The organism is Pseudomonas sp. USTB-Z (assembly GCF_019691255.1).
GTDB classification, from domain to species: Bacteria; Pseudomonadota; Gammaproteobacteria; order Pseudomonadales; family Pseudomonadaceae; genus Aquipseudomonas; species Aquipseudomonas alloputida.
The window spans coordinates 276,340-297,707 of sequence record NZ_JAECZP010000002.1; the positions used below are offsets into that span (position 1 = coordinate 276,340).

Annotated in this window: 20 protein-coding genes and 1 pseudogene; 13 read left to right on the forward strand and 8 right to left on the reverse strand. The window is 60.0% G+C overall.

What is annotated here, in order from left to right; translation table 11 throughout:
* Positions 1-22 precede the first annotated feature (22 nt).
* Positions 23-970 carry a LysR family transcriptional regulator gene (locus I8746_RS03245; protein ID WP_003253940.1) on the reverse strand — a complete coding sequence of 316 codons (948 nt, stop codon included), beginning with the start codon at positions 968-970 and terminating at the stop codon, positions 23-25.
* 101 nt (positions 971-1,071) lie between these two features.
* Here I8746_RS03245 and I8746_RS03250 point away from each other — a divergent pair, with 101 nt between their 5' ends.
* Together I8746_RS03250 and I8746_RS03255 are read left to right on the forward strand one after the other, a co-directional pair.
* Entirely contained in the window at positions 1,072-2,385 is a 1,314-nt protein-coding gene (locus I8746_RS03250; RefSeq protein ID WP_003253941.1) for an L-fuconate dehydratase, read from the forward strand.
* 66 nt (positions 2,386-2,451) lie between these two features.
* Positions 2,452-3,753 carry an MFS transporter gene (locus tag I8746_RS03255; RefSeq protein ID WP_108078442.1) on the forward strand — a complete coding sequence of 434 codons (1,302 nt, stop codon included), beginning with the start codon at positions 2,452-2,454 and terminating at the stop codon, positions 3,751-3,753.
* A 126-nt stretch (positions 3,754-3,879) separates the two neighbouring features.
* On the opposite strand, the gene I8746_RS03260 is transcribed toward I8746_RS03255, so the two are convergent.
* The 3 genes from I8746_RS03260 to I8746_RS03270 form a co-directional block, all read right to left on the reverse strand.
* Entirely contained in the window at positions 3,880-5,235 is a 1,356-nt protein-coding gene (locus I8746_RS03260) for a GntR family transcriptional regulator (RefSeq protein WP_003253943.1), read from the reverse strand.
* Entirely contained in the window at positions 5,235-6,620 is a 1,386-nt protein-coding gene (locus tag I8746_RS03265; RefSeq protein WP_012052584.1) for a hypothetical protein, read from the reverse strand. The genes I8746_RS03260 and I8746_RS03265 overlap by 1 nt, the downstream gene beginning before the upstream one ends.
* Positions 6,621-7,137: 517 nt before the next feature.
* The gene (locus I8746_RS03270; protein ID WP_010953736.1) at positions 7,138-8,160 is read right to left on the reverse strand and encodes a zinc-dependent alcohol dehydrogenase family protein; all 1,023 of its coding nucleotides are present in this window, start codon (positions 8,158-8,160) and stop codon (positions 7,138-7,140) included.
* Between the two features lie 206 nt (positions 8,161-8,366).
* Between I8746_RS03270 and I8746_RS03275 the strand changes: the two genes are divergently transcribed.
* From I8746_RS03275 to I8746_RS03310, 9 genes and pseudogenes are all read left to right on the forward strand, one after another.
* Positions 8,367-9,281 carry a LysR family transcriptional regulator gene (locus I8746_RS03275; RefSeq protein WP_014591302.1) on the forward strand — a complete coding sequence of 305 codons (915 nt, stop codon included), beginning with the start codon at positions 8,367-8,369 and terminating at the stop codon, positions 9,279-9,281.
* A 233-nt stretch (positions 9,282-9,514) separates the two neighbouring features.
* On the forward strand, positions 9,515-9,814 hold the full coding sequence (gene hxsD / locus I8746_RS03280; protein ID WP_143495139.1) for a His-Xaa-Ser system protein HxsD: 300 nt from the start codon (positions 9,515-9,517) through the stop codon (positions 9,812-9,814).
* The gene (gene hxsB, locus I8746_RS03285) at positions 9,811-11,298 is read left to right on the forward strand and encodes a His-Xaa-Ser system radical SAM maturase HxsB (protein WP_221100144.1); all 1,488 of its coding nucleotides are present in this window, start codon (positions 9,811-9,813) and stop codon (positions 11,296-11,298) included. Before hxsD ends, hxsB begins: the two co-directional genes overlap by 4 nt.
* Positions 11,298-12,533 carry a His-Xaa-Ser system radical SAM maturase HxsC gene (gene hxsC, locus I8746_RS03290; RefSeq protein ID WP_221100145.1) on the forward strand — a complete coding sequence of 412 codons (1,236 nt, stop codon included), beginning with the start codon at positions 11,298-11,300 and terminating at the stop codon, positions 12,531-12,533. The genes hxsB and hxsC overlap by 1 nt, the downstream gene beginning before the upstream one ends.
* Entirely contained in the window at positions 12,530-13,123 is a 594-nt protein-coding gene (gene hxsA / locus I8746_RS03295; RefSeq protein WP_221100146.1) for a His-Xaa-Ser repeat protein HxsA, read from the forward strand. Before hxsC ends, hxsA begins: the two co-directional genes overlap by 4 nt.
* 50 nt (positions 13,124-13,173) lie before the next feature.
* The gene (locus tag I8746_RS27070; protein WP_259674051.1) at positions 13,174-13,296 is read left to right on the forward strand and encodes a hypothetical protein; all 123 of its coding nucleotides are present in this window, start codon (positions 13,174-13,176) and stop codon (positions 13,294-13,296) included.
* 117 nt (positions 13,297-13,413) lie between these two features.
* On the forward strand, positions 13,414-13,731 hold the full coding sequence (locus tag I8746_RS03300; RefSeq protein ID WP_221100147.1) for a type II toxin-antitoxin system PrlF family antitoxin: 318 nt from the start codon (positions 13,414-13,416) through the stop codon (positions 13,729-13,731).
* Positions 13,731-13,961, forward strand: a pseudogene (locus I8746_RS03305) (type II toxin-antitoxin system YhaV family toxin); the annotation flags it as partial. The gene I8746_RS03300 and the pseudogene I8746_RS03305, both read left to right, overlap by 1 nt.
* 102 nt (positions 13,962-14,063) lie before the next feature.
* The gene (locus I8746_RS03310; protein ID WP_221100148.1) at positions 14,064-14,573 is read left to right on the forward strand and encodes a hypothetical protein; all 510 of its coding nucleotides are present in this window, start codon (positions 14,064-14,066) and stop codon (positions 14,571-14,573) included.
* 18 nt (positions 14,574-14,591) lie between these two features.
* On the opposite strand, the gene dapB is transcribed toward I8746_RS03310, so the two are convergent.
* Entirely contained in the window at positions 14,592-15,410 is an 819-nt protein-coding gene (dapB, locus tag I8746_RS03315; protein ID WP_221100149.1) for a 4-hydroxy-tetrahydrodipicolinate reductase, read from the reverse strand.
* A gap of 19 nt (positions 15,411-15,429) precedes the next feature.
* Positions 15,430-15,705: an SDR family NAD(P)-dependent oxidoreductase gene (locus I8746_RS03320; protein ID WP_221100150.1), complete on the reverse strand. Its 276-nt coding sequence runs from the start codon at positions 15,703-15,705 to the stop codon at positions 15,430-15,432.
* Between the two features lie 958 nt (positions 15,706-16,663).
* On the opposite strand from I8746_RS03320, the gene I8746_RS03325 reads away from it, so the two are divergent.
* Together I8746_RS03325 and I8746_RS03330 are read left to right on the forward strand one after the other, a co-directional pair.
* Entirely contained in the window at positions 16,664-17,242 is a 579-nt protein-coding gene (locus I8746_RS03325) for an NAD(P)H-dependent oxidoreductase (RefSeq protein WP_012052682.1), read from the forward strand.
* A gap of 166 nt (positions 17,243-17,408) precedes the next feature.
* Entirely contained in the window at positions 17,409-17,792 is a 384-nt protein-coding gene (locus I8746_RS03330; protein WP_003253954.1) for a MerR family transcriptional regulator, read from the forward strand.
* A gap of 69 nt (positions 17,793-17,861) precedes the next feature.
* Here I8746_RS03330 and I8746_RS03335 read toward each other — a convergent pair whose 3' ends face one another.
* Both I8746_RS03335 and I8746_RS03340 read right to left on the reverse strand, forming a co-directional pair.
* Positions 17,862-20,471, reverse strand: coding sequence for an RND family transporter (locus I8746_RS03335; protein ID WP_221100151.1), 2,610 nt, complete (start codon positions 20,469-20,471; stop codon positions 17,862-17,864).
* 33 nt (positions 20,472-20,504) lie between these two features.
* The gene (locus tag I8746_RS03340) at positions 20,505-21,341 is read right to left on the reverse strand and encodes an outer membrane lipoprotein-sorting protein (RefSeq protein WP_003253956.1); all 837 of its coding nucleotides are present in this window, start codon (positions 21,339-21,341) and stop codon (positions 20,505-20,507) included.
* Positions 21,342-21,368 lie beyond the last annotated feature (27 nt).

Here is a 21,368-nt window from a genome sequence, read left to right on the forward strand (position 1 = left end):
CAGGGCCTCATGCAGGTGAAAGTTATTGTGCCCGCAGGTAGCGCAGCAAGGTATCAAGGGCAACCGAGTTGGGCCGCGAGCGCAGGGTCAGCACGCCGAGGTTGGCCATCGCCAGTGGCAACTCCACCGGCAGGATGGCGACCATGCCATAGCGGGCATAATGCTGGGCCACGTCATTGGGCACCACCGCAATCATTTCGGACGCTTCGAGCATGGCAGTGGTCGCCAGGATCGAAGCGGTTTCGACGATATCCAGCGACTGCACCATGCCACCGGCCTGCAATGCGCTTTCGACGCGACGGCGCATCGGGCTGCCGATGGGGTGCAAGATCCACGTCAAGCTCACCAGGTCGGCAAGCTGCAGCCCTGTGGCTGTCGCCAAGGGATGACCTGCGCGAGCAATTACGCGCATCTGCTCACCGCCGTCGAACAGCTCGATATTCAGTTCCTGGCTGTCGCTCTGATCCGGCAGGCGCCCCACTACCATATCGAAATCACCGCGTAGCAAGGCCGGCAGCAAGGTGTCGCTGGTGCCCACTTCCAGCGAGATACGCACCTTGGGCTGGTCGCGCTTGTAGGCCAGCACCGCCTTGGTCAGCACGCCCGGTACCGGGCCCATGACGCTGCCCACCCGCACCAGGCCCAACGCCCCGCGCGCCAGTTCGGCGATTTGCGCCTGGGCATGATCGAACTCATGCAATGCGTTTTGCGCATAGCGAATCATCACCTCGCCATACAGCGTCGCTTGCATCCCCCGGGGCAGGCGCTCGAACAAACGTACCCCCAGGCGCTCCTCAAGCTGCTGTAGCAACAGGCTGGCGGCCGGTTGCGTGGTGTGCATCGCGGCGGCGGCGCGGCGCAGGTTGCCGAATTCGCCCAGGGCATTGAGCAACGTGATCTGACGGCTGGAAATCTTCAAGGCACCGAGGCCGGCAGGCGCCTGGGCCTTGTCAGGTGGCAAGCGAGACATATCGAATCCGGTATCACTGATTAAGATTTGGCGATTATGCCTGTATCGCTCGACAACCTACAGTCAGCTCTCCCTGTGCCTGAACAGAACAAGAGTCGACCATGAGCATACGCATTACCCACCTGAGCGTTCGCGATATCCGTTTCCCCACTTCGCTGTCGCTGGATGGCTCCGACGCCATGAACAGTGCCCCCGACTATTCGGCGGCCTACGTGGTGCTGCACACCGACGCTGCAGCCCTCGAAGGCCACGGCCTGACATTCACCATTGGCCGTGGCAACGAGATATGCGCGGCAGCGGTGCAGTCGCTGGCCCCCTTGATCGTCGGCCTTACGCTCGAAGAAATCAGCGCCGACATGGGCGCTTTCTGGCATCGCTTTACCGTCAGCGACAGCCAGTTGCGCTGGCTGGGCCCGGAAAAGGGCGTGATCCACCTGGCCACCGCCGCCATCATCAACGCGGTGTGGGACCTGTGGGCCAAGCACGAGGGCAAGCCCGTGTGGAAACTGCTGGCCGACATGACGCCAGAGCAGCTGGTGCGCTGCCTGGACTTCAGCTACGTCACCGACGTGCTCACCCCCGAAGAGGCCATCGCCCTGCTGCGCCGCCAGGCGCCGGGCAAAGCCCAGCGCGAGGCACACATGCTGCGTGAAGGCTACCCCGGGTACACCACTGCCCCGGGCTGGCTGGGCTACAGCGAAGAGAAAATGCGCAAACTGGCCCGCGAGGCCGTGGCAGACGGCTGGACCCACATCAAACAGAAGATCGGGGCCGACCTGGAAGAAGACATCCGCCGCGCCAGCATCCTGCGCGACGAAATAGGCTGGGAACGCACCCTGATGATGGATGCCAACCAAGTGTGGGGCGTCGAAGAGTCGGTGGCCAACATGCGCCGCCTGGCCGCCTTCGAACCGCTTTGGATCGAAGAACCGACCAGCCCCGATGACATTCTCGGCCACGCCACCATTCGCCAGCGCATTGCGCCAATCGGTGTCGCCACCGGTGAGCACTGCCACAACCGGGTGATGTTCAAGCAGATGTTCCAGGCCGGTGCACTGGACTTCTGCCAGCTGGACGCAGCCCGCCTGGGCGGCCTTAACGAGGTCCTGATCGTACTGCTGATGGCCGCCAAGTACGACGTGCCGGTCTGCCCGCACGGCGGTGGCGTCGGGCTGTGCGAGTATGTGCAGAACATCGCGCTTTTCGACTACATCGCGGTGTCTGCCTCGCTGCACAACCGGGTGCTGGAGTATGTCGACCACCTGCACGAGCACTTCATCGACCCGGTGGTGATCCATCGCGGGCGCTACATGCCGCCACAACGCCCTGGCTACAGCATCGAGATGCACGCTGAGACCCTGGAACGTTATCAGTACCCCAACGGCGCAGTGTGGCTCGACATCAACCGTTCCTGACCCACAGACCTGAGTGTGCCGCTGCTGCGCGGCACACCACCAGCACTTTTCACGGGGAAAAAAACAATGACAACCCTCACCCGCGCAGCGGCTTGCGCCCCAGCCACCCCCCATGAGCAGCGCTTGAACGGCCTGCTGCTACGCAAATTGATGCCACTGCTCATCGTCGTCTACGTGATGAGCTTTCTTGACCGCACCAACATCGCCCTGGCGAAAGCCAGCATGGGCATCGACCTGGGCCTTTCGGCAGCCGCCTATGGCCTGGGCGCGGGCTTGTTCTTCCTCACCTATGCCTTGGCCGAAGTGCCCAGCAACCTGATCATGCACCGGGTGGGCGCGCGCTTCTGGATCACCCGTATCATGATTACCTGGGGTTTGCTCTCGGCAGGCATGGCCTTCGTTCAGGGTGAAACCTCGTTCTACATCATGCGCCTGCTGCTGGGGGTCGCCGAAGCTGGCCTGTTCCCCGGGGTAATGCTGTACCTGACCTACTGGTTCGACCGCGAACAACGCGCCCGTGCCACGGGGTACTTCCTGCTGGGTGTGTGCCTGGCCAACATCCTTAGCGGCCCGCTGGGCGGTGCCCTGCTGGAGCTGGACGGTGTACTGGGCTGGCATGGCTGGCAATGGCTGTTCGTGCTCGAAGGCCTGCCCGCCGTAGCCCTGGCCTATGTGGTGTGGAAGAAGCTGCCGGACGGTCCAGCCTCGGCACCTTGGCTGACGGCTGCCGACGCCCAGGACATCGAGCGCCGCCTGGCCGCAGAGCAGGCGGCCGCACCGCAGCAGAGCAAGCTGGGGCAGATGTTCCGCGACCGGCAGATCTGGCTGGCGATCGTGGTCTACTTCGTGCACCAGATCACCATCTACACGGTGATTTTCTTCCTGCCGGGCATTATCGGCACCTACGCTGCGCTTTCGCCCTTCCAGGTCGGCCTGTTGACAGCGGTGCCGTGGATTGCAGCAGCCATGGGTGCAGCGACCTTCCCACGCCTGGCCACCTCGCCGCGCCGCTGCCGCACCCTGCTGTTCTTTGGCCTGCTGACCATGGCGGCCGGATTGCTGCTGGCATCGCTGGCCAACTCGTTCATCGGCCTGATCGGGTTTTCCCTGACCGCGCTGATGCTGTTCGTGGTGCAGTCGATCATCTTCGTCTTCCCCTCCAGCCGACTGAGCGGCAGCGCGTTGGCGGCGGGCCTGGCCTTCGTCACCACTTGCGGTCTGTTTGGCGGCTTCGTCGGGCCGTCGGTGATGGGCCTGATCGAGCAGACCACCGGCAGCACCCGCAACGGGTTGTGGATCATTGCAGCGTTGCTGGTATGTGCGGCGCTGGTCAGTACCCGTTTGCGTCAAGGGCAAGAGCAACCCTGAGGCGTACTCAATTTACGCCCCCTGCAGGTGGCTTTTGTGCTGCGAGTGAGCCTTGAGATCTTCAGGCCGTCATTTCACTTGTCGGCCCTCTCGCAGCACTTGGCGGCGCCTGCAAGCGTCTTGATTTCAACTTGAGAAGCGGGTGTTTCGCCCGCAGCGCACCTCAAGCGCCTGCGCCAGTCGCCTTACCGCCAGTTGCAGTTCATCCGGGCGCCCCCCCAGCCAGATCAGCGCAAGGTGTTGAGGGTAATGCCCCGGCAGGCCGAACTGCTCGCCCGGTAGTGCGTGCAATGCAGAGCCTGCCAACGCTGCGGCAATACCGTCCCACGCCAGCGGCTGGCAAAAGCTCACCCACAGCATTTGCCCACCTTGCGGCATGTCGAAGACCACCCGTTGACCGAATTGCGACTGCAGTACATGCGCCAGGTATTGCGTACGCCTTTGCAAGTCTGTGCGTTGCTGTACCAGCTGCGTTTCGATTTCCCCCTTGCCGAGCATGTGAGCAAGCGCCTGCAAACGTAGCGGCGCAAGCCGAAACGCCCGTTCAGCGAATGCCTTGGCCAACACGGTGTCACGGCTCAGTAAATAGGCATACGGCGCCTCTGCCCCCACTGCGGCCTCGAACGTGCCCATCACCAGAAGCCAGCGCGGGTCGATCCAGTCACGCAGGCGTGTGCTCGGCGGCCCGTCGTAACAGAGCTCGCTGTCCAGGTCGTTTTCCAGCAGCCATACAGGGTGCTGGCCAAGCAAAAGACCAAGCTGCTGCTGGTAATACGGTGAAACCAGCCGACCTTGTGGCATGCCCAGGCAAGACGGCATGACCAGCAGGCTTACCGGCTCGCTACCCAGCAGCTTGGCCAACGCGTGCAGCTCGGGGTTGCCACGGGCATCCAGTGGTGTTTCCAGCACGCGCATGCCGGCACGCGCCAGGGCGCGCAACACTTGCCAGCAACAAGGCGAATGCACCAATGCGGTACCACCTTGCAGGGCCAGCGCCGCAAGCAGCGTCTCCAGCACCGCCAGCACATCGGGAGCTAGCTGGACATCATCGGCATGCCAGTACTGGTTGGAGCAGCGGGTGTATCGCTCAGCCACAGCATTGCGCAAACGGGCGCTACCCAGCGCTTCCCAGGACGCAACGCTGCGATCACGCTGACGGGCTAAACGCCGTTCGTGACCAAGCAGCATGCGCTCCAACAGTGGCTGCGTCGGCAAGGGAGGCTGCCGGGCCACGGCCACGGCCTGATCTTTGCCACCGCTCTGTACGTAATAGCCCGACCTCGGCAGGCAGTGTACACGGCCCTCCTCTTCCAGCAGGCTGTAGGCACTTTGTACCGTGGCCAACGACACCCGCAGCCGCCGGGACAGCTCACGCAATGACGGCAACCGGCATGTGCCAACGCCTGCAGCTTGTTCGATCAACGCTTCCAGGTAGCGATACACCTTGCGATACGCGAACTCGCCTGGGGCCGCTCGCCCCATCAAGGCAGCCCCGCAACACCACGCCGCCGCCCCAACGCCAGCTGCGGCAGCAGCCTCAGGTGTACATCGCGGCGGGCCAGGTTGTTAAGCAGGCGCCATCCCGCCAGCGGCAACTGCCCATCATAAATTTGCCGCAGTTGCCCCAACGGCAAGCCACTGGTATTCACCAGCCAGGCTTTGACTGCATCGGGGCAGGGTTTGCCTTGCAAGGCCCTGTGCAGGTACGGCAACGCCACCACCATGTCGGCGTGCCGACACTGCAAGAACCGCTCGAGGTTTTTCCCCTGCCTGGCAAACGGGCTGAACAGCAGGCACACCAGTTGGGCCTGATTGATGCCGTAGGCTTTGCCCAATAGCAACGACGCGGCGTCACGCTGCTTGCTGCCGCCCGCCTGCCCTGCCAGCCTCAGCGCTGGGCGCCCGGCCAGCGGCTCCAGACTGCGGGCGCGCAGTTCATGCAGCTGGGCCGTGGCTAGCGAGTCAACGAATTCGGACAGCGGCAAAGCATCCGCAGCCGTCTCGAAGTGACAACCCAGCATCGCGTCAAGCTGCGGCTCTTCAAGCAAGTGCGGCAACAGGTCATCAATAGCAATCAGCCGCACCGGCGCGCGCTCCGGTACGGCGCCTGGAACCGGCTCGTGCTGACCACCCGGTGCGCCCCCAACAGCACCGTGCAATCGGCTCAGCCCTTGGGCCAGCGCCGCCAGGCACTGGTGCACTGCATGCGAGCCACGCACGCCGGCCAGGCGCAGGCTACGCCGGGCCCACGCCAGGTATCGGCGCCGCTGCAGCCCGGGCATGGCGGTGACCAACGCATCGGGAGGCACCGCTGCCTGCAGCGCCTGACCCACGGCCCCGGCCAGCTCCAGGTGCAGGCGGCAGCCCAGCAGGGCTTCAGGCCTGGCATCGATCATGTGGCCGAACATCAACATCGCGTCCCTCGCCAGCAGCCAGCGCTCAGGCATTACCGAGAGCCGACGACTGAACGGCACCACTGCGCGCCCCTCGATCATCTGCAATTGCACCCGCGGGTCATCCTGCATGAACAACGCGCTAAAACTGCGCTCGTGAGCTTCCAGCGTGGCGCTATCGGCAACCGGCAGGCTGACTACCAATACCCGCAGCTGGAAGGTTACCGGCGAACGCAGGGCAATGCTCAGTTGCGCGGCACGCAACATGGCCAGCAGCCGGCCGCTATGGCGGTCGCTCCCTTGCAATACCTGCAAGCTGAAAGTACCGATGTACTCGGGCCCGCCTGCAGCGACCAACAGGCGTTGTATCAGCAACTGCAAGGAAGCGCGCTGGGCCTGGGACATGTGGTTCAACAAGCGCTCGAGTACTTGCTGGTAGATATAATGCATCGCCTGGTCGTGAATAGCAGTCACGCAATCACCTCATCAACTTCATGCAGCCAGCGCATGCGGTACCCAACATTTGAACGTGAACATGCGCCGAACTTACCTAGAAGAAATTTCTTACAACAAAATGAAAGTAATGACGTAACCCTTCACTGTCGCCAAGCCATCGAGAAGAAACCACCCCTGCGATGGCCTGTCGCTGTCACATGCTGCTCTATATCAGGCATAGCCATGCTCATCCCACGTTCCTTGCACAAACTATCATTGGGCCATTATCGAGAGGGAGGCAGCATGAATTGAAGATACAGTTCAGGGTAAAAAAACCATTCAGCATCCGTGTCAGTTCACAGTGACTCGCAAGGCAAAAGCGTTCAAGACTGATTATTTGGCGGGATATTTCTGACAGCCCGAAAGCTACAGACTTATATGTAGTCCATATCTGGGTTTATTGTAGGAACAGTCCTACTTTAAGTGTTGAAACACTTTACCCCGCGCATAAAAAACCCGGGACATTGCCCGGGTTTTCTGCTTGCGTCATCCACCGTCAGTGTTGCGCCATGTCCAGCACGACGCGCCCGCCGCACGGGCATTGGTCCATGTAGCGATGCGCCTCGACCACCTGCTCGAACGGGTACACCTTGATGATCTGCGGAGTCAGCAGCTGATCGGCGGTGAACTGGTTGATATCGCGCAAGGCACGCTGCAGTGCCACCTGGTCCTGGCTGATGCCAAGCTCTGGCTTGCCGGTGAAATTACCGATGCAGTGCACATAGAACTGAATGTTCTTCTGGAATGCCGCGCAGGCCGGGAACGGCGTCTGGTTGCCGCCTTGCAGACCGTACAGCACCAGGCTGCCACGCGGCGCCAGCACATCACCCAACAGCGACATCTGCGGGCCGCCCATGCCGTCGAGCACCATGTCCACACCACGGCCATCGGTGTACTTGCCAATCTGCAGCAGCAGGTCTTGCTCTTCGGTGACGATCACTTTGTCTGCGCCCAAGCCCAGCAGGTAGTCACGCTGCGCCGCTTCCTTGGTAGCGGCGAACACTTTCAGCCCCAGGGCCCTGCCCAGCTGCACGAAGGCAGGCCCGGCGCAATGGCTGGCATCGGTGACCAGTGCTGTCTGCCCGGCCTTGGCCCGTGCCAGGTCGACGTAGGCGAAGTAGGCGATCAGCAGCGGGGTGTAGTGCACGCTGGCCTCGATCGGGGTGAGCACATTCGGGTAGCGCGTGATGGCTGTACGGGGCAGTACGATGACATCGCCGTACACCGGGTGGTCGTTGGCACTGGTGGCCGGGAAGCTGGCGACCCGATCACCGACGGCAATGTCATCGACCCCTTCACCGACCGCAGTCACCACCCCGGCCATTTCGTGACCGATCCCCGCTGGCAGACGCGCCTGGGACGGTGCCAGATTCTGGCGCCAAAGCACGTCATACCAGCTGACGCCAACCGCTTCGACGCGGATCTGCACCTCGTCGGCAGCGGGTGACGGTTCGGCCTGCTCTTCGCAACGGAGCACGTCGGCAGCACCGAACTTGTGGAAACGGATCATGCGGGACATCGCATACCTCGCCTTTGTGAACCTCTAATTACCACTGACTCTATCCGGGCTTTGCCCGTTAGACCATCAGTGGGCATTAATAGTCGACATGCTTGTCATCGATTGGGCACCTGACTTTCCCTGCGATTGGTCCCCCTAAACCCGTGCAGGGTAACAGCCTTTGGCCTTAAGATTCACCTCTGCCCCACATTAGGCGAAGCGCACCGATGAATCGAAACGACCTGCGTCGTGTAGACCTCAACCTGCTGATCGTGTTCGAAACGCTGATGCACGAGCGCAGCGTGACCCGTGCCGCAGAAAAACTGTTTCTCGGCCAACCGGCCATCAGCGCGGCGCTGTCGCGCCTGCGCAACCTGTTCGATGACCCGTTGTTCGTGCGCACAGGGCGCAGCATGGAGCCGTCGGCACGGGCCCACGAGATCTTCGCCCTGCTGTCACCGGCACTGGATTCGATTTCCACGGCAGTCAGCCGCGCCGCCGAATTCGACCCGGCCACCAGCAATGCGGTGTTCCGCATCGGCCTGTCGGACGACGCCGAGTTCGCCTTGCTGCCGCAACTGCTCAAGCGCATTCGCGCCGAGGCGCCCGGTATCGTGCTGGTGGTGCGACGGGTCAACTACTTGCTGATGCCAACCCTGCTGGCCTCGGGCGAGATTTCGGTGGGGGTCAGCTACACCAGCGAACTGCCGGCCAACGCCAAGCGCAAGGTGTTGCGCCGCAGCATGCCGAAACTGCTGCGCGCCGACAGCGTACCCGGCAGCATCACCCTGGATGACTTCTGCGCCCGGCCCCATGCGCTGGTGTCGTTTGCCGGGGACTTGTCCGGGTTCATCGACGAAGCCCTGGAAGAAATCGGCCGCAAGCGCCACGTGGTGCTGGCGGTACCGCAGTTCAACGGGCTGGGGAGCTTGCTGGCAGGCACCGATATCGTGGCGACGGTACCGGACTACACGGCGGATGCACTGACGGCCGCCGGCGGCTTGCGGGCCGAGGATCTGCCGATACCCGTGCGCAGTTTCGAACTGCACATGGCCTGGCGCGGGGCACAGGACAATGACCCGGCGGAGCGGTGGCTGCGGTCGCGGATACAGATGTTCTTTGGGGACCCTGAGAGTCTTTAGGCGTCGTCGGGCGGGCTACTGATGGATGCAGCTCCGACCGGACTCTTCTGCGAGTGGCGGTACCGGCCCTTGACTTTCAGCTAAACGATGAACATCCAGCCGGTGAACATTTGACTGATTCTCCGGTATCACGCTGCATAAGATATGTGCAAATGTAAAAAATCGTGATGGCATAATGCCTCGGCAACCTGCAAAATCCACACGTTTCCAGCGGATTTGAAGGAGCGGTTCCGATGACATGGCCAGTCACGTTGAAACTCGACAGCGCAGCCTACCCGCTCAGCGTGGTGCGACGCGCCGCTTATTCCCTGGCCGACACTGTCGCGATCCAGGTCGGTATTGAAACCAATCAGATAAGCCTCACGGCCCACCCCGCTGAAGCAAGGCTAACGCTTTCCCCGGAGCAGGCTCAAACGCTGATCCTCCAGCATCTGAACGACTTCGCCTTACGCGACCATATCAACCGCGAAACAGTAGGGTTGCGTGAAATCCTGGCCCAAGCCGCGCTGGCTGGATGTGGGGTTTCGCAGTGACACTGATTGCGACAGACGCCAAGCACTACCACTTGCTGCCCTTTCGATTCATGCGCATGAACACGGGACGTGACCCTGACATCCTGATCACCTCCGATACCGGTGAGTACATGCACGTGAGCGACGCGCAATTACGGGCCCTCAGTTACTTCGGCGTTCAAACAGGTACGCCTTTTTACAAGGACCTGCTGGCCCGCCACTTCATCTACGAACCAGGCCGCCACGACCCGTTCCCGGAAATGGCCGCACAGTATCGCAGCCGCAAGGACTTCCTCTTACAGGGCCCAGCACTGCACTTGTTCGTAGTGACATTGCGTTGCAACCACACCTGCCAGTACTGCCAGGTGTCGCGTGCCCCCCTGGGAGGAGCCGGCCACGACCTGTCGGAAGCGAATGCACAGGCGGCGGTCGATCGCCTTTTCGAATCGAACGCTCCCGCCCTAACTGTGGAGTTTCAGGGTGGCGAGCCGCTTCTAGCCTTCGAGCGCGTCCGCCAGATTGTCGAATGGGTCGTTGACCGGAACGTGGTCGAACAACGGGATATCCAGTTCGTCATAACCACCACGCTGCACCACCTGACGGAGGAAATACTCGACTTCGCAGAACAAAATCGCATCCAGTTTTCGACCTCGCTCGATGGGCCGGCGCCCTTGCACAATGCCAACCGCCCTACCCCGTCACGAGACTCCTACGAACGCACTGTGAAAGGCATCCAGTGGGTCCGTGAGCGCCTTGGCCATGATGCAGTTTCCGCGCTGACCACGCTGACTTCAAGAAGCCTCGAACAACCTGAAGCGATCATCAATGAGTATGTAAGCCAGGGCTTCTCCAGCATCTCACTTCGGCCTCTGAGCCCTTATGGGTTTGCCACCAAGAGTGCCCATCGACTTGATTACCCTATTGAGCGATACCTGGCCTTCTACAAAAAGGCACTGGCCTATTTGCTGCATATCAACCAACAGGGCGTATACCTCTCAGAGAGTTATACGAGCCTGTTGCTGAAGAATATCCTGACACCCTTCTCCTCCGGCTATGTTGACCTTCGCTCACCTGCTGGCGCAGGCATTGCGGCACTGGTTTACAACTATGACGGTTATGTCTATCCCTCGGACGAAGCCCGAATGTTGCTGGAAATGGGTGAAGACGGCTTGAGGCTCGGCACCGTGCAGCAACCTTTGTCTGAATTGCTCGCGTCGCCCGTTATGGATGCGTTGCTCGCCAGCGGTGTAGCAGAGGCGCTGCCGGGCTGCTCCGACTGCGCACTTGTCCCGTACTGTGGTGCTGACCCCATCGAACACTATGCCCGCCAAGCTGACCCTATCGGACACAGAGTGTTCAGCAGTTTCTGCAAGAAGAACATGGGGCTGCTGAAGCACGTTTTCGGTCTGCTTTGCGATGGCGACGACAACGTGCAGAGGGTACTGCTGTCTTGGTTAAGCAGGCGCTCTTACAACGATGTCCGGTTTCCGGGTTACAGGGGCTGATGGCGATGCTGCGCAAAGATACCCACTTCGAAATCCATCACCTGAATGAGCCGAAACTGCTCAAGGTCATCACTCTGGATGAGTTCATCGAACAAGGCCTGGCTGTTTGTGCCGGAAGCGCTGAGTTCGGTGACCTGCTGCTTTGGCTGCCAAACGAAGAACGGCTACGGAGCCCGAATCTGCTCTCATTACCAGTGGGTGGATTCCTGATCCCAGAACCATTGATCGGCGACTTCGACAGCACGCGGCCACATCTGCACACTCCTAAAGATGCGGACGTCGTGCAGCCCGGCGATGTCATTGCCATCACCCCAGGCAACGCGATGGTGCGAGTGCTCTATCGACGAGGCTCAGACAGCAACCTACTGTTCATGACTGATCGTTGCAACAGCCTCTGTCTGATGTGCTCACAGCCACCCAAAGATATCGATGATCGTTGGCACATCGAGGAAAACCTACGGCTGATCGACCTGATGGACCCGGGCGAGGAAAATCTGGGAGTCAGCGGCGGAGAACCCACGCTTTATCGCGACGGCCTGCTCGAAATCCTGGCCAAGTGCAAAGCCGTTTTGCCGCAGAAATCCATTCATGTGCTCAGCAACGGGCGTCTGTTCCAAGACCCGAACTGGATCGCAGCGCTCTCTGCCATCGGCCACCCTAAGTTGAGCTGGGGCATCCCGCTGTATGCCGACAATGCCGAAGACCATGACCATGTGGTGCAGGCTCCAGGAGCGTTCAGCGAAACCCTGCAAGGTCTTTACAACCTGGCGCGCGCCAACCAGATCATCGAGATACGCGTGGTGCTCAATCGCCTGACCACGCCACGCTTGTCAGAGCTCGCCCACTACGTGTTCAGGAACCTGCCCTTCGTGCGGCATGTTGCGCTGATGGGTATCGAAAGCACCGGCCTGGCTAGGAAAAACTACGAAGAACTGTGGATTGATCCGCTGGACTACCAAGAGACGTTGAGCCAGACGGTGAATTTCCTGTTCAACCGCGGAGTGCCGGTTTCGATCTACAACTTGCCCCTGTGCCTGATCCCGGCCCACCTCTCGCATTTCGCCCGCCAGAGCATCTCGGACTGGAAAAACCTGTTCATCGAAACCTGCCAGCAATGCGCTGCCGTCAAAGATTGCTCCGGCTTCTTCAAATCCCACACCAACCGCTGGCAGAGCCGCGGCATAAAACAATTATCGACCGAGGCCTTTAGCGCCTACGCAAGGAGTGCACAGTGAAATTGCTCGACCGCTGGAAAGTCCTGATCAGTGGGATCAGCTTGCTGCCAATGGCAGGTACCACCCTGGCACAGGCGGGCCATCTGTCGCTCGCCGATGCAAATTGGCAACCCAACGACAAGTTACAGCCCCCGGTATTTGCCGATACGCTCAATGCGCCAGACACCGTCAACATTTATGCGGCACATCGCTCGCACAGTTCGCACCGATCCCACAGTTCGCACAGCTCTCACTACAGCGGATCGGGTGGCTATAGCGCACCTCGCTACTACAGCCCACCCGCTACCAGTACCCGAAGCTACAGTGCGCCGACCTCAAGCAGCAACAGCCTCTACCAGTCGTCTGGCACTACCAGCGGTACAAGCTCGAGCACTTCAAAGGGCCGCGCGACCAACGAGCAGAAAAGCAACTTGGTCTCCCGTGTGCAGACCGCGCTGATGGTGCGCCAGTATTACCAAGGCGCCATTGATGGTGTGATGGGCAAGGCGACACGTGGTGCGTTAATGGCCTTTCAGATGGACAGTGGGCTGACCGTGAATGGCCGGATGGATACGCCATCGCTGAATGCGTTGGGTATCAAGATTCCATAAGTCGTTTCAGGCTAAAGCTAGCCTCCATTCAGCAACGAAGGAATTAACCAATGCAGCACATCATTCAAGTCGACGTCACTCTCTGGGCATTAATCAGCCGCCTGCAAGGTAAGGAACTGCAAACACCGTCGCGTAGCGACCGTTTCCGCATCGTGTCCCTGGAAGGGATGTAACTCATCCTGCGGCGCTACTGAGCATCCTCCCCGCCTATGCTTGATCAGCAGAAAACCAAGCCTGACCACGTAAGGATTATTCCTTACCACTCAATCAATACGTCCGGGAGAACGCTCATGCCTGCCATCCACGAAATCGCCACGTTGACCTCGAAGGGGCAGGTCACAGTGCCCAAGTCCGTTCGCCAGCTTTTAGGCCTCGACACGGGTGGCAAGATCGCATTCGACGTACGCGCCGGGGAAGTCGTGGTCAGCCGCGTAGAAGCCATCCATGAGGACCCTGCCATCGGTGCGTTCCTGGGTTTGCTGGAGGCTGATATCCGAAGCGGGCGCAACCTCACCACACTGCCGGAAAACCTGGCGCAAACCATGCTCGCCAATGCGGGCCACGCTGTAAATCTGGACGAAGATATCGACGGTGAGGTCGCGATCTGATGCTGCGACATGGCTGGACACTGTTGTTCCATGAAGGTGTGACTTTACAGCTACGCAAATTGCAAGAAGCCGCCGCCCGGGCCGAGCAGAACGACCTGCAAGGTTTTGAAAGCAACGCCAACGTCAAGCTGTTTTGGGCATTGAGCCATCTGATCATGGAGGCTGTGCCTACCGACCCGGGCAGTGATGAGTTCCGCCAAGGCAACACGCTGGGCACCGCCTACCGACATTGACGGCGGGCAACAATCGGCAGGTGCTTTCGGCTGTTCTTTCGCACGGCCGATCTAGAACGCCAGATACTAGGCTCGCCGCATATGGCCGGGGGGCACATCATGGCGCTGGCCTGCAACCTGCCCTGGACAGCCATGGAAACCATAGATGCCCTCCTCGCAGAACAAGCCCAGTACGCCGCACGTCACCCTGTACAGCTGGCACCGGGAGCCGTTGCCTTGCTCGCCCGGCTCAAAGAAACAGGCGCTCGTATCACCGCATATGGGGGAAGCACCAAGGCAGCGATCTTCGACCGCTACCTGGCGCCGGTAAGTGAGTACTTCGATGCCGACCTGCCTTACATCGACATGGGCCACGCACGCCCGGGCATGGCTGAAATCCACCGTCAAACAGCTACCGGTGCCGGCGAGCTGGTGTTCATCGATGACCTGAACCGGGTCGACCAAGTGAGCAAAACGCTCGGTTGTGGCTTTATCGGCAAACCCGCAACCCTGTACCAGAAACAGCAGATGCAGGCATCGGGTGTGCGGTTCATCTGCAAGGATCTGGACGAGATCGACCAGACACTCTTGCAAGCGCTGGACCAATCCATGCGACTAGAGCACCACTAGCCCGCATCGCACGCACGCTCAACTCACTGCCAAGCCAAGCACCGCCTGCATGGAATATACCCCGGCAGGCTGATGCCAAGCCCAGCGTGCCGCCCGCAGCGCCCCTCGGGTGAATACCTGCCGATCTAGTGCCTGGTGGCTGAGGGTAAACACTTCTCCTTCGCCCGCAAAGATGAGTGAGTGATCCCCCACCACTGAGCCCCCCCGAAGGGTGGCGAAACCAATGGTGCCCACTTCACGCGGGCCGGTCAGCCCATCCCGCACGCGCACCGCCTGGCTGCCTAGGTCCACCTGCCGGCCCTTGGCGACCGCTTCCCCCATCATCAACGCCGTGCCGGACGGTGCATCTACCTTATGACGGTGATGCATTTCCAGCACCTCAGCATCCCAATCCTCCGCAGGTAGCACTCGACCGGCAATTTCAGCGAGGGCACTGAGCAACTGTACCCCTACGCTCATGTTGCCAGACTTGACAATGCGCGCCCCTTGGCTGCCAGCAATCGCCGCTTCCTGCTCGGGGTTGAAACCAGTCGTACCAATAATGTGAACCAACCCTCGGGCCGAGGTGTACTGCAAGCATTGCAACGTGACTTCGGGCTGGGTGAAATCAAGCACGCCATCAGCCCCGTCGAGCGATCGCAACATATCGTCAGTGAAATGCACCCCAGTCGGGCCGCTCCCCACCACTTCAGCGCAGTCCTTGCCAACCAAGCTGGAACCAGGCCGTACCACCGCAGCATGCAGGCACGCACCCTGGGCATGAAGCAAGCTTCGCACCAGTCTCTGACCCATACGCCCCGACGCGCCCAATACCACCAGTCTTATTGGTCTATCCATAGGTATCAAAACGTCTCCTTTAAAAAAAAGCGGCCGCCGTCATGCTTATGGCAACCGCGATAACCGCGAATTGAAAGCTGCCGACCACGTTGGTATCGAGAATCTGTTCCACGGTTGCCAGCGGTGTCAACATCGTGTGGTTCATACTGGCGATACCGGCATTGTTGATCAGGTTATCTAGCCGTCCATTGTCCCGACGTATATGCGAAAAGATCGTATTGGCCGTCGCCTCGGCGACATAATGCTCGACCAAGAACTTGCCGATGCCTTTGCGTGTACCCGTGATCAAGGTCACTGGAGCTCATGCATGAGCGTGCTCTCCAATCAGAGTCACGACATGTTCAGTCATGCCACGCTGGCAAATGGGCTGCGCCGGGCTGACATCGCTTTCTCGCTGGCAAGCACGATTCACACTGCGAGTTTTGACAGGTGCCGGCTATAACTTTGAAAACACTGTTCACGCGGCAAGATCGAGCGGTGACAACGTAGAAGTTTGTGCGCAAACGCCTGGCGGGCGCTTTCACGCTATGAATGCCATTGAGCCGTGCCCACCTGATCCAGCAACAGCCGCACGCACTCGACCCTCTGTATAGACAGCGGTTCGAGTATGCCCATCGCCATTTCCGAAAGAGCCATGGTGACCTCCTGAACCTGCCAGAAGCCAAATGCTCATCTCATCTACGATCCCGCTCCATCGAAAAACCGAACTGGGGTCTATCCCATTCTGGTCTCAAATCTGGCCTTGAATGACTTTCCCGGCAATCCGTGAAGAGCGAATAAAAACGGTCTGCACGACCGGTATGAGGTACGAGACCTCTAAAAGCACACCCTCAACGAAACCTATGCGGCCGGCTCATCTCGCGCCGGTAAGGCTCCATAGACGCTTTGGCTGTAGGTCGGCATGCCCCCAGCGCGATCGCGACCCGTCAGTGTTGGTGATGCCGGTCGATCGTGCCTTGACAGGGCTCGCCCCCCTGACGTTCAACGACACCCTCAGCCACGCTTATGTCGCCCTCAACGCCAACAGTGCCCTCGCCGTCTATCTGGAGGCGAAAGCCCTTCAAGCCGGTTGGCGCTTGCAAGTGCGAGTGCGGGCTCAACGCACATTGCGTTTCTGCGCCCCCTCATTCAACGGTTTGCCGGGCTCCAGCCGAGCGCTGCTGGACTGTTTGTCTCTACCGCTAACCGGCAAGGCTTGACTCTACCGTAAGGGGCAGACTTTACCCTTGGCACTTCATTACCTGGAGTTTGTCATGAAGCGCAAACGCATGCTCGTAATCCTCGGCCACCCTTCGAACGACAGCTTTTGCGGCGCTGTGTCCGAACGTTATGTCGAGGCTGCCACGCAAGCAGGCCATGAGGTGCGCCTGCTGCGCCTGGACACCCTGGATTTCGACCCGGTCTTGCACGATGGCTATAACCAGATCCAGTTGCTTGAGCCCGATTTGATCAACGCACAGAACGACATTATCTGGGCCGAACACCTGACATTGGTGTACCCGATCTGGTGGGGCGGCATTCCGGCGTTGCTCAAGGGGTTCTTCGACCGCGTGTTTCTGCCCGGTTTTGCCTTCAAGTACCGCAAGGGCTCGCCCTTCCCGGATAAGCTGCTCAAGGGCCGCACGGCTCACCTTTTGGTGACCATGGACACGCCGCCGTGGTACTACCGGTGGGTGTATCGCATGCCGGGCCTGCACCAAATGCGCAAGACCACCCTGGAGTTCTGCGGCATAAAACCCCAGAAAACCCTGACCTTCGGTCCGGTATTGGGCTCTAAGCCGGAGCAGCGCGAGGCCTGGCTCAAACAAGTCCAGGCAGTCGCCAGCCGCTGATCGGCCCCGGGCGGGCCGTGCCCCTGCGCCGCCCAGCCGGGCCTCCGTGCTGTGACACCTTGTCCAACTTGGCTTCCCACACCCTGACGCTTGTGCAAAGATGTCGCGCGCCTGCACGAGCACGCGACATCTTTTCGCTTCTGATGCGTCATAAAAAGGGATTTTCATGTACATCGGCAAAGCTGCCCAGCTGTCGGGCACCACCGTCAAAAGCATCCGCCATTACGAAGAAATCGGCCTGTTGCCACCCCCGCAACGCGAAGGCAAGTACCGCATCTACAGCCAGCAAAGCGTAGAGCTGCTGACCTTCATCAAATGCGCTCAGCAACTCGGCTTCAAGCTCAAGGAAATGCAGGCCATTCTGCAGGATCATCGCGGCCAGGAGCTGCCCTGGGATCTGGCCATGCAGGCCATCGATAACAAAAAGCAGGAATTGATGGGGCAGATCCAGGCCTTGCAGCAAGTGCATGACGGCTTGGTTGAGTTTGAGCTGAGCCTCAAAGATGCTCAGATGCAATGCCAGTTCGAACACCTGGAAAAGGCCCGCTGAATCCGCTCCGCCGCCCCTGAACGGCCATGGCGCCCCGTGCCGTTTTCAGCACGCAGGCGCCCCGGCGATTTAGCCTGGCACAGCCCCACCCCCCGGCTGCTCGCCCTCTTGCACGGCTGGCTGCGGCACAATCGAGGCAAAGAACCACGGCGAAATCAGCGTGACCAACAAAATGGTCATGAAGCCGCTGGATGACAGCGCCAGTATCACCAATACACCCAGGTCAATGACGGGTTTGTAGGCGGAGAACAGCAGCGCGACAAAGCCCATCGAGAAGATCACGACGTTGACCACCGTCGAGCGCCCGACGCCCTGCATGGCCGCCAGGATGGCCTCGTCGATCTCGATGCCCTTCTGCACCAGCATCTTGATCCGTGACAGCAGGTGAACGGCGTAATCCACAACGCCCACCACCAGGAACGTCACCAGTGTGGTACCGATGTTCAACTCGATATCCAACAGGTACATGCTGCCGTACACCGTCACCGACGTGGTCAGCAACGTCAGCATGCCGAGGATGCCCAGGCGTACTGACTTGAGCCAGAACATCATCATCAAGGTCACGGCCAGCAACGCCAGCGAGAAGCTCAGCACCTGACCCTGGGTGATTTCCTGCAACACCCCGGTCCATATGTACGGCGTACCGGCATGGGTGACCTGCAGGTTCGCCGGTTTGTTGATGGCCAGCCAGGCGTCCAGTTTATCGAGCATCGCCTGGTAATCGCCCGCCACAGAGGAGGTCATGGTGAACAGCGTCACAGCCTTCGAGTAATCGGCATTGAGCACGTTCTGCAAGTCAGTGCCGCCACCGTTCTCGAACATCATGATGTGTTGTTCGATGAGCGAGTTGCCATCGACATCGAAGGTCTCTGGTTTGCCGTCATCATCGACCACCGTCACCTGCTCCACCGCCTGCGGCACCCGCAGGAAAGCAGGGTTCATGTCGTTAAGCACAAGGTTCATGCGCTTGATGTAGGTCGCCACCGAATAGGTGTAACTCACATTCGGCTGGGCCTTGATGAACTGGTCCAGACGTTCGAGGAACTGCACGGTTTCAGTGGTCAGCGCGCCACGCGGAGTCTTGGTGTCGAAAGCGATCCAGCCCGGCGATGTACCGGCGACTCCAGCCCGGTTGATGAACGCGTCGGATATCCGCACCGGGCTGTCCTTCTTGAAGTAGGCAATGCCCGAGTCTTCGATATCCACCTTGAACGTGAACACCGTCATCATCGCCAACAACGGCAGGGTCACCAGCAATACCGGCTTGCGCCAGCGAATCAGCCAGGCACAGAACACCACCAGATAGTGGGAGATCAGCGACGCTTTCAGTTGCACTTTGCGCGGGACGGCATCTTTGCCCCAGATCGAAATCCACGCCGGAATCAGTAGCAACGAGATGATCAGCGCCGCCGTCAGGCCGATGGACATGAACACGCCAAAGTTGCGGATGCTGACAATGTTGTTGGTGGTGGAGATCAGGAACGTGGCAATCGTCGTGACCGTTGTCAAAACTACGGGCGTGACCATCAGGCGCTGGGTTTCCCGGTTGGCTTCGCGGAAAGACTTACCCGAATTGAGCTGTTCGTAATACTCGGCCATGACGTGGATCGCGTCGGCACAACAGATGGTGAACAGGAACACCGGCAAGACACTGGTGAGCAAGTCCATCGGCACACGCAGCAGCGCCATCAGGCCAAGGGTCCAGATGGTGCAGAACAGGATATTGAACAGCGGCAGCACCACGCCAAGTGGTTTGCGAAAGAAGAAAACCAGCAGAGAGGTCACCAACAGGAACACGATCGGGAACAGCATCGCCAGGTCGTGATCGATGATTTCCTGCTGGGCCGCAATGAAGATCGGCATGCCGGCGATGAACACCTCATCGGTGAACTCCGGGTGGGCGGCCTGGTACTTCGCGATGATCTCGCGGACCTGGTGATAGGCACGCAACTGGGCCTGAGCGTCGTCCTGTTTGGTGCCCAGTTCGGCGACGACCATGGCGACTTTCTTGTCCGCCGAGACGACGCCACCGACCATCTGCTCGTTGCCCATGATCTGCGCTTCGACCTTGATCGGGTCCATATCCAGGGCATGCAGGGTCTTGTGGATCCACAACTCGCCATCGGCACTCAGGCTGATGTTTTCCAGGTCAGCCATCGAGGCCATTTCCTGGATCGGGTTGAGCCGCTCGGCAAGAAAGCTCAAAAACTGCAGGTCATGGCTGTCCCAGTGCCGGGCAACCCCATGGTCGCGCAGCGCTTTGGCGGCAGCGTAATCGCTCTGCGAAAAACCCTCGGCGAGGATCTGCACCAGCAAACCCTGGGCATCAGGGTCGCCACTGTGGAGGCCGACGATGCGCTGCAGTTCGACACGGTCCTCATCGTTCGCCAGCATCAACTGGCGTATGGCCTGGGACAGCTCGAACTGGGCGTTCAGCGACGTGGTGTTGAAGACACTCTCGGGGTTGTTCAGCGCCACCATGACCGAGTCATACGTGCCGGTGAACTCGCGCTGCAAATCAATGATCGTCTTGCGCGCCGGGTGAGTGTCCTTGAGCAGATACGGATTGGTGTCCGACATCAGCGCGCCGAGGGTGTAGGTGAAGTAGGCGGTGATCGCCACCAGCACGAACACAATTGCCCGCGCATAGCGCTCGACGAAGTTCAGGTATCTTTCCATGAATGAGGGTTCCAGATGAATCGGGAGCGGCGCTTAGCGGGCAGACACGGCGTATTCCGGCAAGTCGCCGGCTTTCAGCCCGCGCTTGATCGCGGTCTGCGTGAACAGGCGGTCGTCCAGCGCGACGTTGTACTGCAACTGGTTGAAGCGCAGCTGAGAGCGCGTACCGGCGATGAAGTCCTCGGTTTCGCTGAAGGTAATGCTGTCGATCTGGTCGATGGTTTCAGTCTTCAGGGTGCGCATCTGCTTGAACATCACACCTTTTACATCGAAGAAGTCCTGGCGCAGCACCAGTGAGTTCTTCTTGTCAACCCAGACCTTGAGCTTGTTGTAGCCGGTCTTGGCCAGCACGGCAGGCGTCGCCGGCTCACGCTCGATCACGTAGCAATCGCGGCCCTGCAACTGCTCTTCGCCAACCAGCGTTTGGCGATAGTCTTCGGCGCGAATCTTGTCGAGGTCGGCATAGGAGTAGTCGCTACCCATGAACGCCCCGCGTTTGTCGGTGGTGGAAATCCTTCGGGTCTGTCGGCTGACCGGCAAATACATCCATTGGCTGTCTTCGAGGCCCAGGGCTTCGCGCGGGTTTTCGATGTGGAAGGCGACGTCACGCACATCACTCGGCGCGGAGAAATACATGGTGAATTTGTCGCTGTCCGGGTAATCCTTTTGCAGGTAGCTGAACTCGCGGATGCGGCTGTTACCTTGCTTGTCGATCAGGATCAGGGACACCTGGGACATGAAGCTCTTGCCGTCGTCGCGGTCCCGGGCCTGGCGAATGATGTCGTCGGCCGTGCGTGTTTCAGCTGCCATGGCGGCAGCGGCGCTCAGCAGCAGTGCGCTTACAGTCAGGGTCTTGAAGATGGGCAACATGGCGATTTCCTTTTCATTGTTTGAGTG

Excerpts from the sequence above, each read along its gene's own strand:
- I8746_RS03245 (WP_003253940.1), bottom strand. The coding sequence starts at position 970 with ATGTCTCGCTTGCCACCTGACAAGGCCCAGGCGCCTGCCGGCCTCGGT.
- I8746_RS03250 (WP_003253941.1), top strand. The coding sequence starts at position 1,072 with ATGAGCATACGCATTACCCACCTGAGCGTTCGCGATATCCGTTTCCCC.
- I8746_RS03255 (WP_108078442.1), top strand. The coding sequence starts at position 2,452 with ATGACAACCCTCACCCGCGCAGCGGCTTGCGCCCCAGCCACCCCCCAT.
- I8746_RS03260 (WP_003253943.1), bottom strand. The coding sequence starts at position 5,235 with ATGGGGCGAGCGGCCCCAGGCGAGTTCGCGTATCGCAAGGTGTATCGC.
- I8746_RS03270 (WP_010953736.1), bottom strand. The coding sequence starts at position 8,160 with ATGTCCCGCATGATCCGTTTCCACAAGTTCGGTGCTGCCGACGTGCTC.
- I8746_RS03275 (WP_014591302.1), top strand. The coding sequence starts at position 8,367 with ATGAATCGAAACGACCTGCGTCGTGTAGACCTCAACCTGCTGATCGTG.
- hxsD (WP_143495139.1), top strand. The coding sequence starts at position 9,515 with ATGACATGGCCAGTCACGTTGAAACTCGACAGCGCAGCCTACCCGCTC.
- hxsC (WP_221100145.1), top strand. The coding sequence starts at position 11,298 with ATGGCGATGCTGCGCAAAGATACCCACTTCGAAATCCATCACCTGAAT.
- I8746_RS27070 (WP_259674051.1), top strand. The coding sequence starts at position 13,174 with ATGCAGCACATCATTCAAGTCGACGTCACTCTCTGGGCATTAATCAGC.
- I8746_RS03300 (WP_221100147.1), top strand. The coding sequence starts at position 13,414 with ATGCCTGCCATCCACGAAATCGCCACGTTGACCTCGAAGGGGCAGGTC.
- I8746_RS03310 (WP_221100148.1), top strand. The coding sequence starts at position 14,064 with ATGGCGCTGGCCTGCAACCTGCCCTGGACAGCCATGGAAACCATAGAT.
- dapB (WP_221100149.1), bottom strand. The coding sequence starts at position 15,410 with ATGGATAGACCAATAAGACTGGTGGTATTGGGCGCGTCGGGGCGTATG.
- I8746_RS03325 (WP_012052682.1), top strand. The coding sequence starts at position 16,664 with ATGAAGCGCAAACGCATGCTCGTAATCCTCGGCCACCCTTCGAACGAC.
- I8746_RS03330 (WP_003253954.1), top strand. The coding sequence starts at position 17,409 with ATGTACATCGGCAAAGCTGCCCAGCTGTCGGGCACCACCGTCAAAAGC.
- I8746_RS03335 (WP_221100151.1), bottom strand. The coding sequence starts at position 20,471 with ATGGAAAGATACCTGAACTTCGTCGAGCGCTATGCGCGGGCAATTGTG.
- I8746_RS03340 (WP_003253956.1), bottom strand. The coding sequence starts at position 21,341 with ATGTTGCCCATCTTCAAGACCCTGACTGTAAGCGCACTGCTGCTGAGC.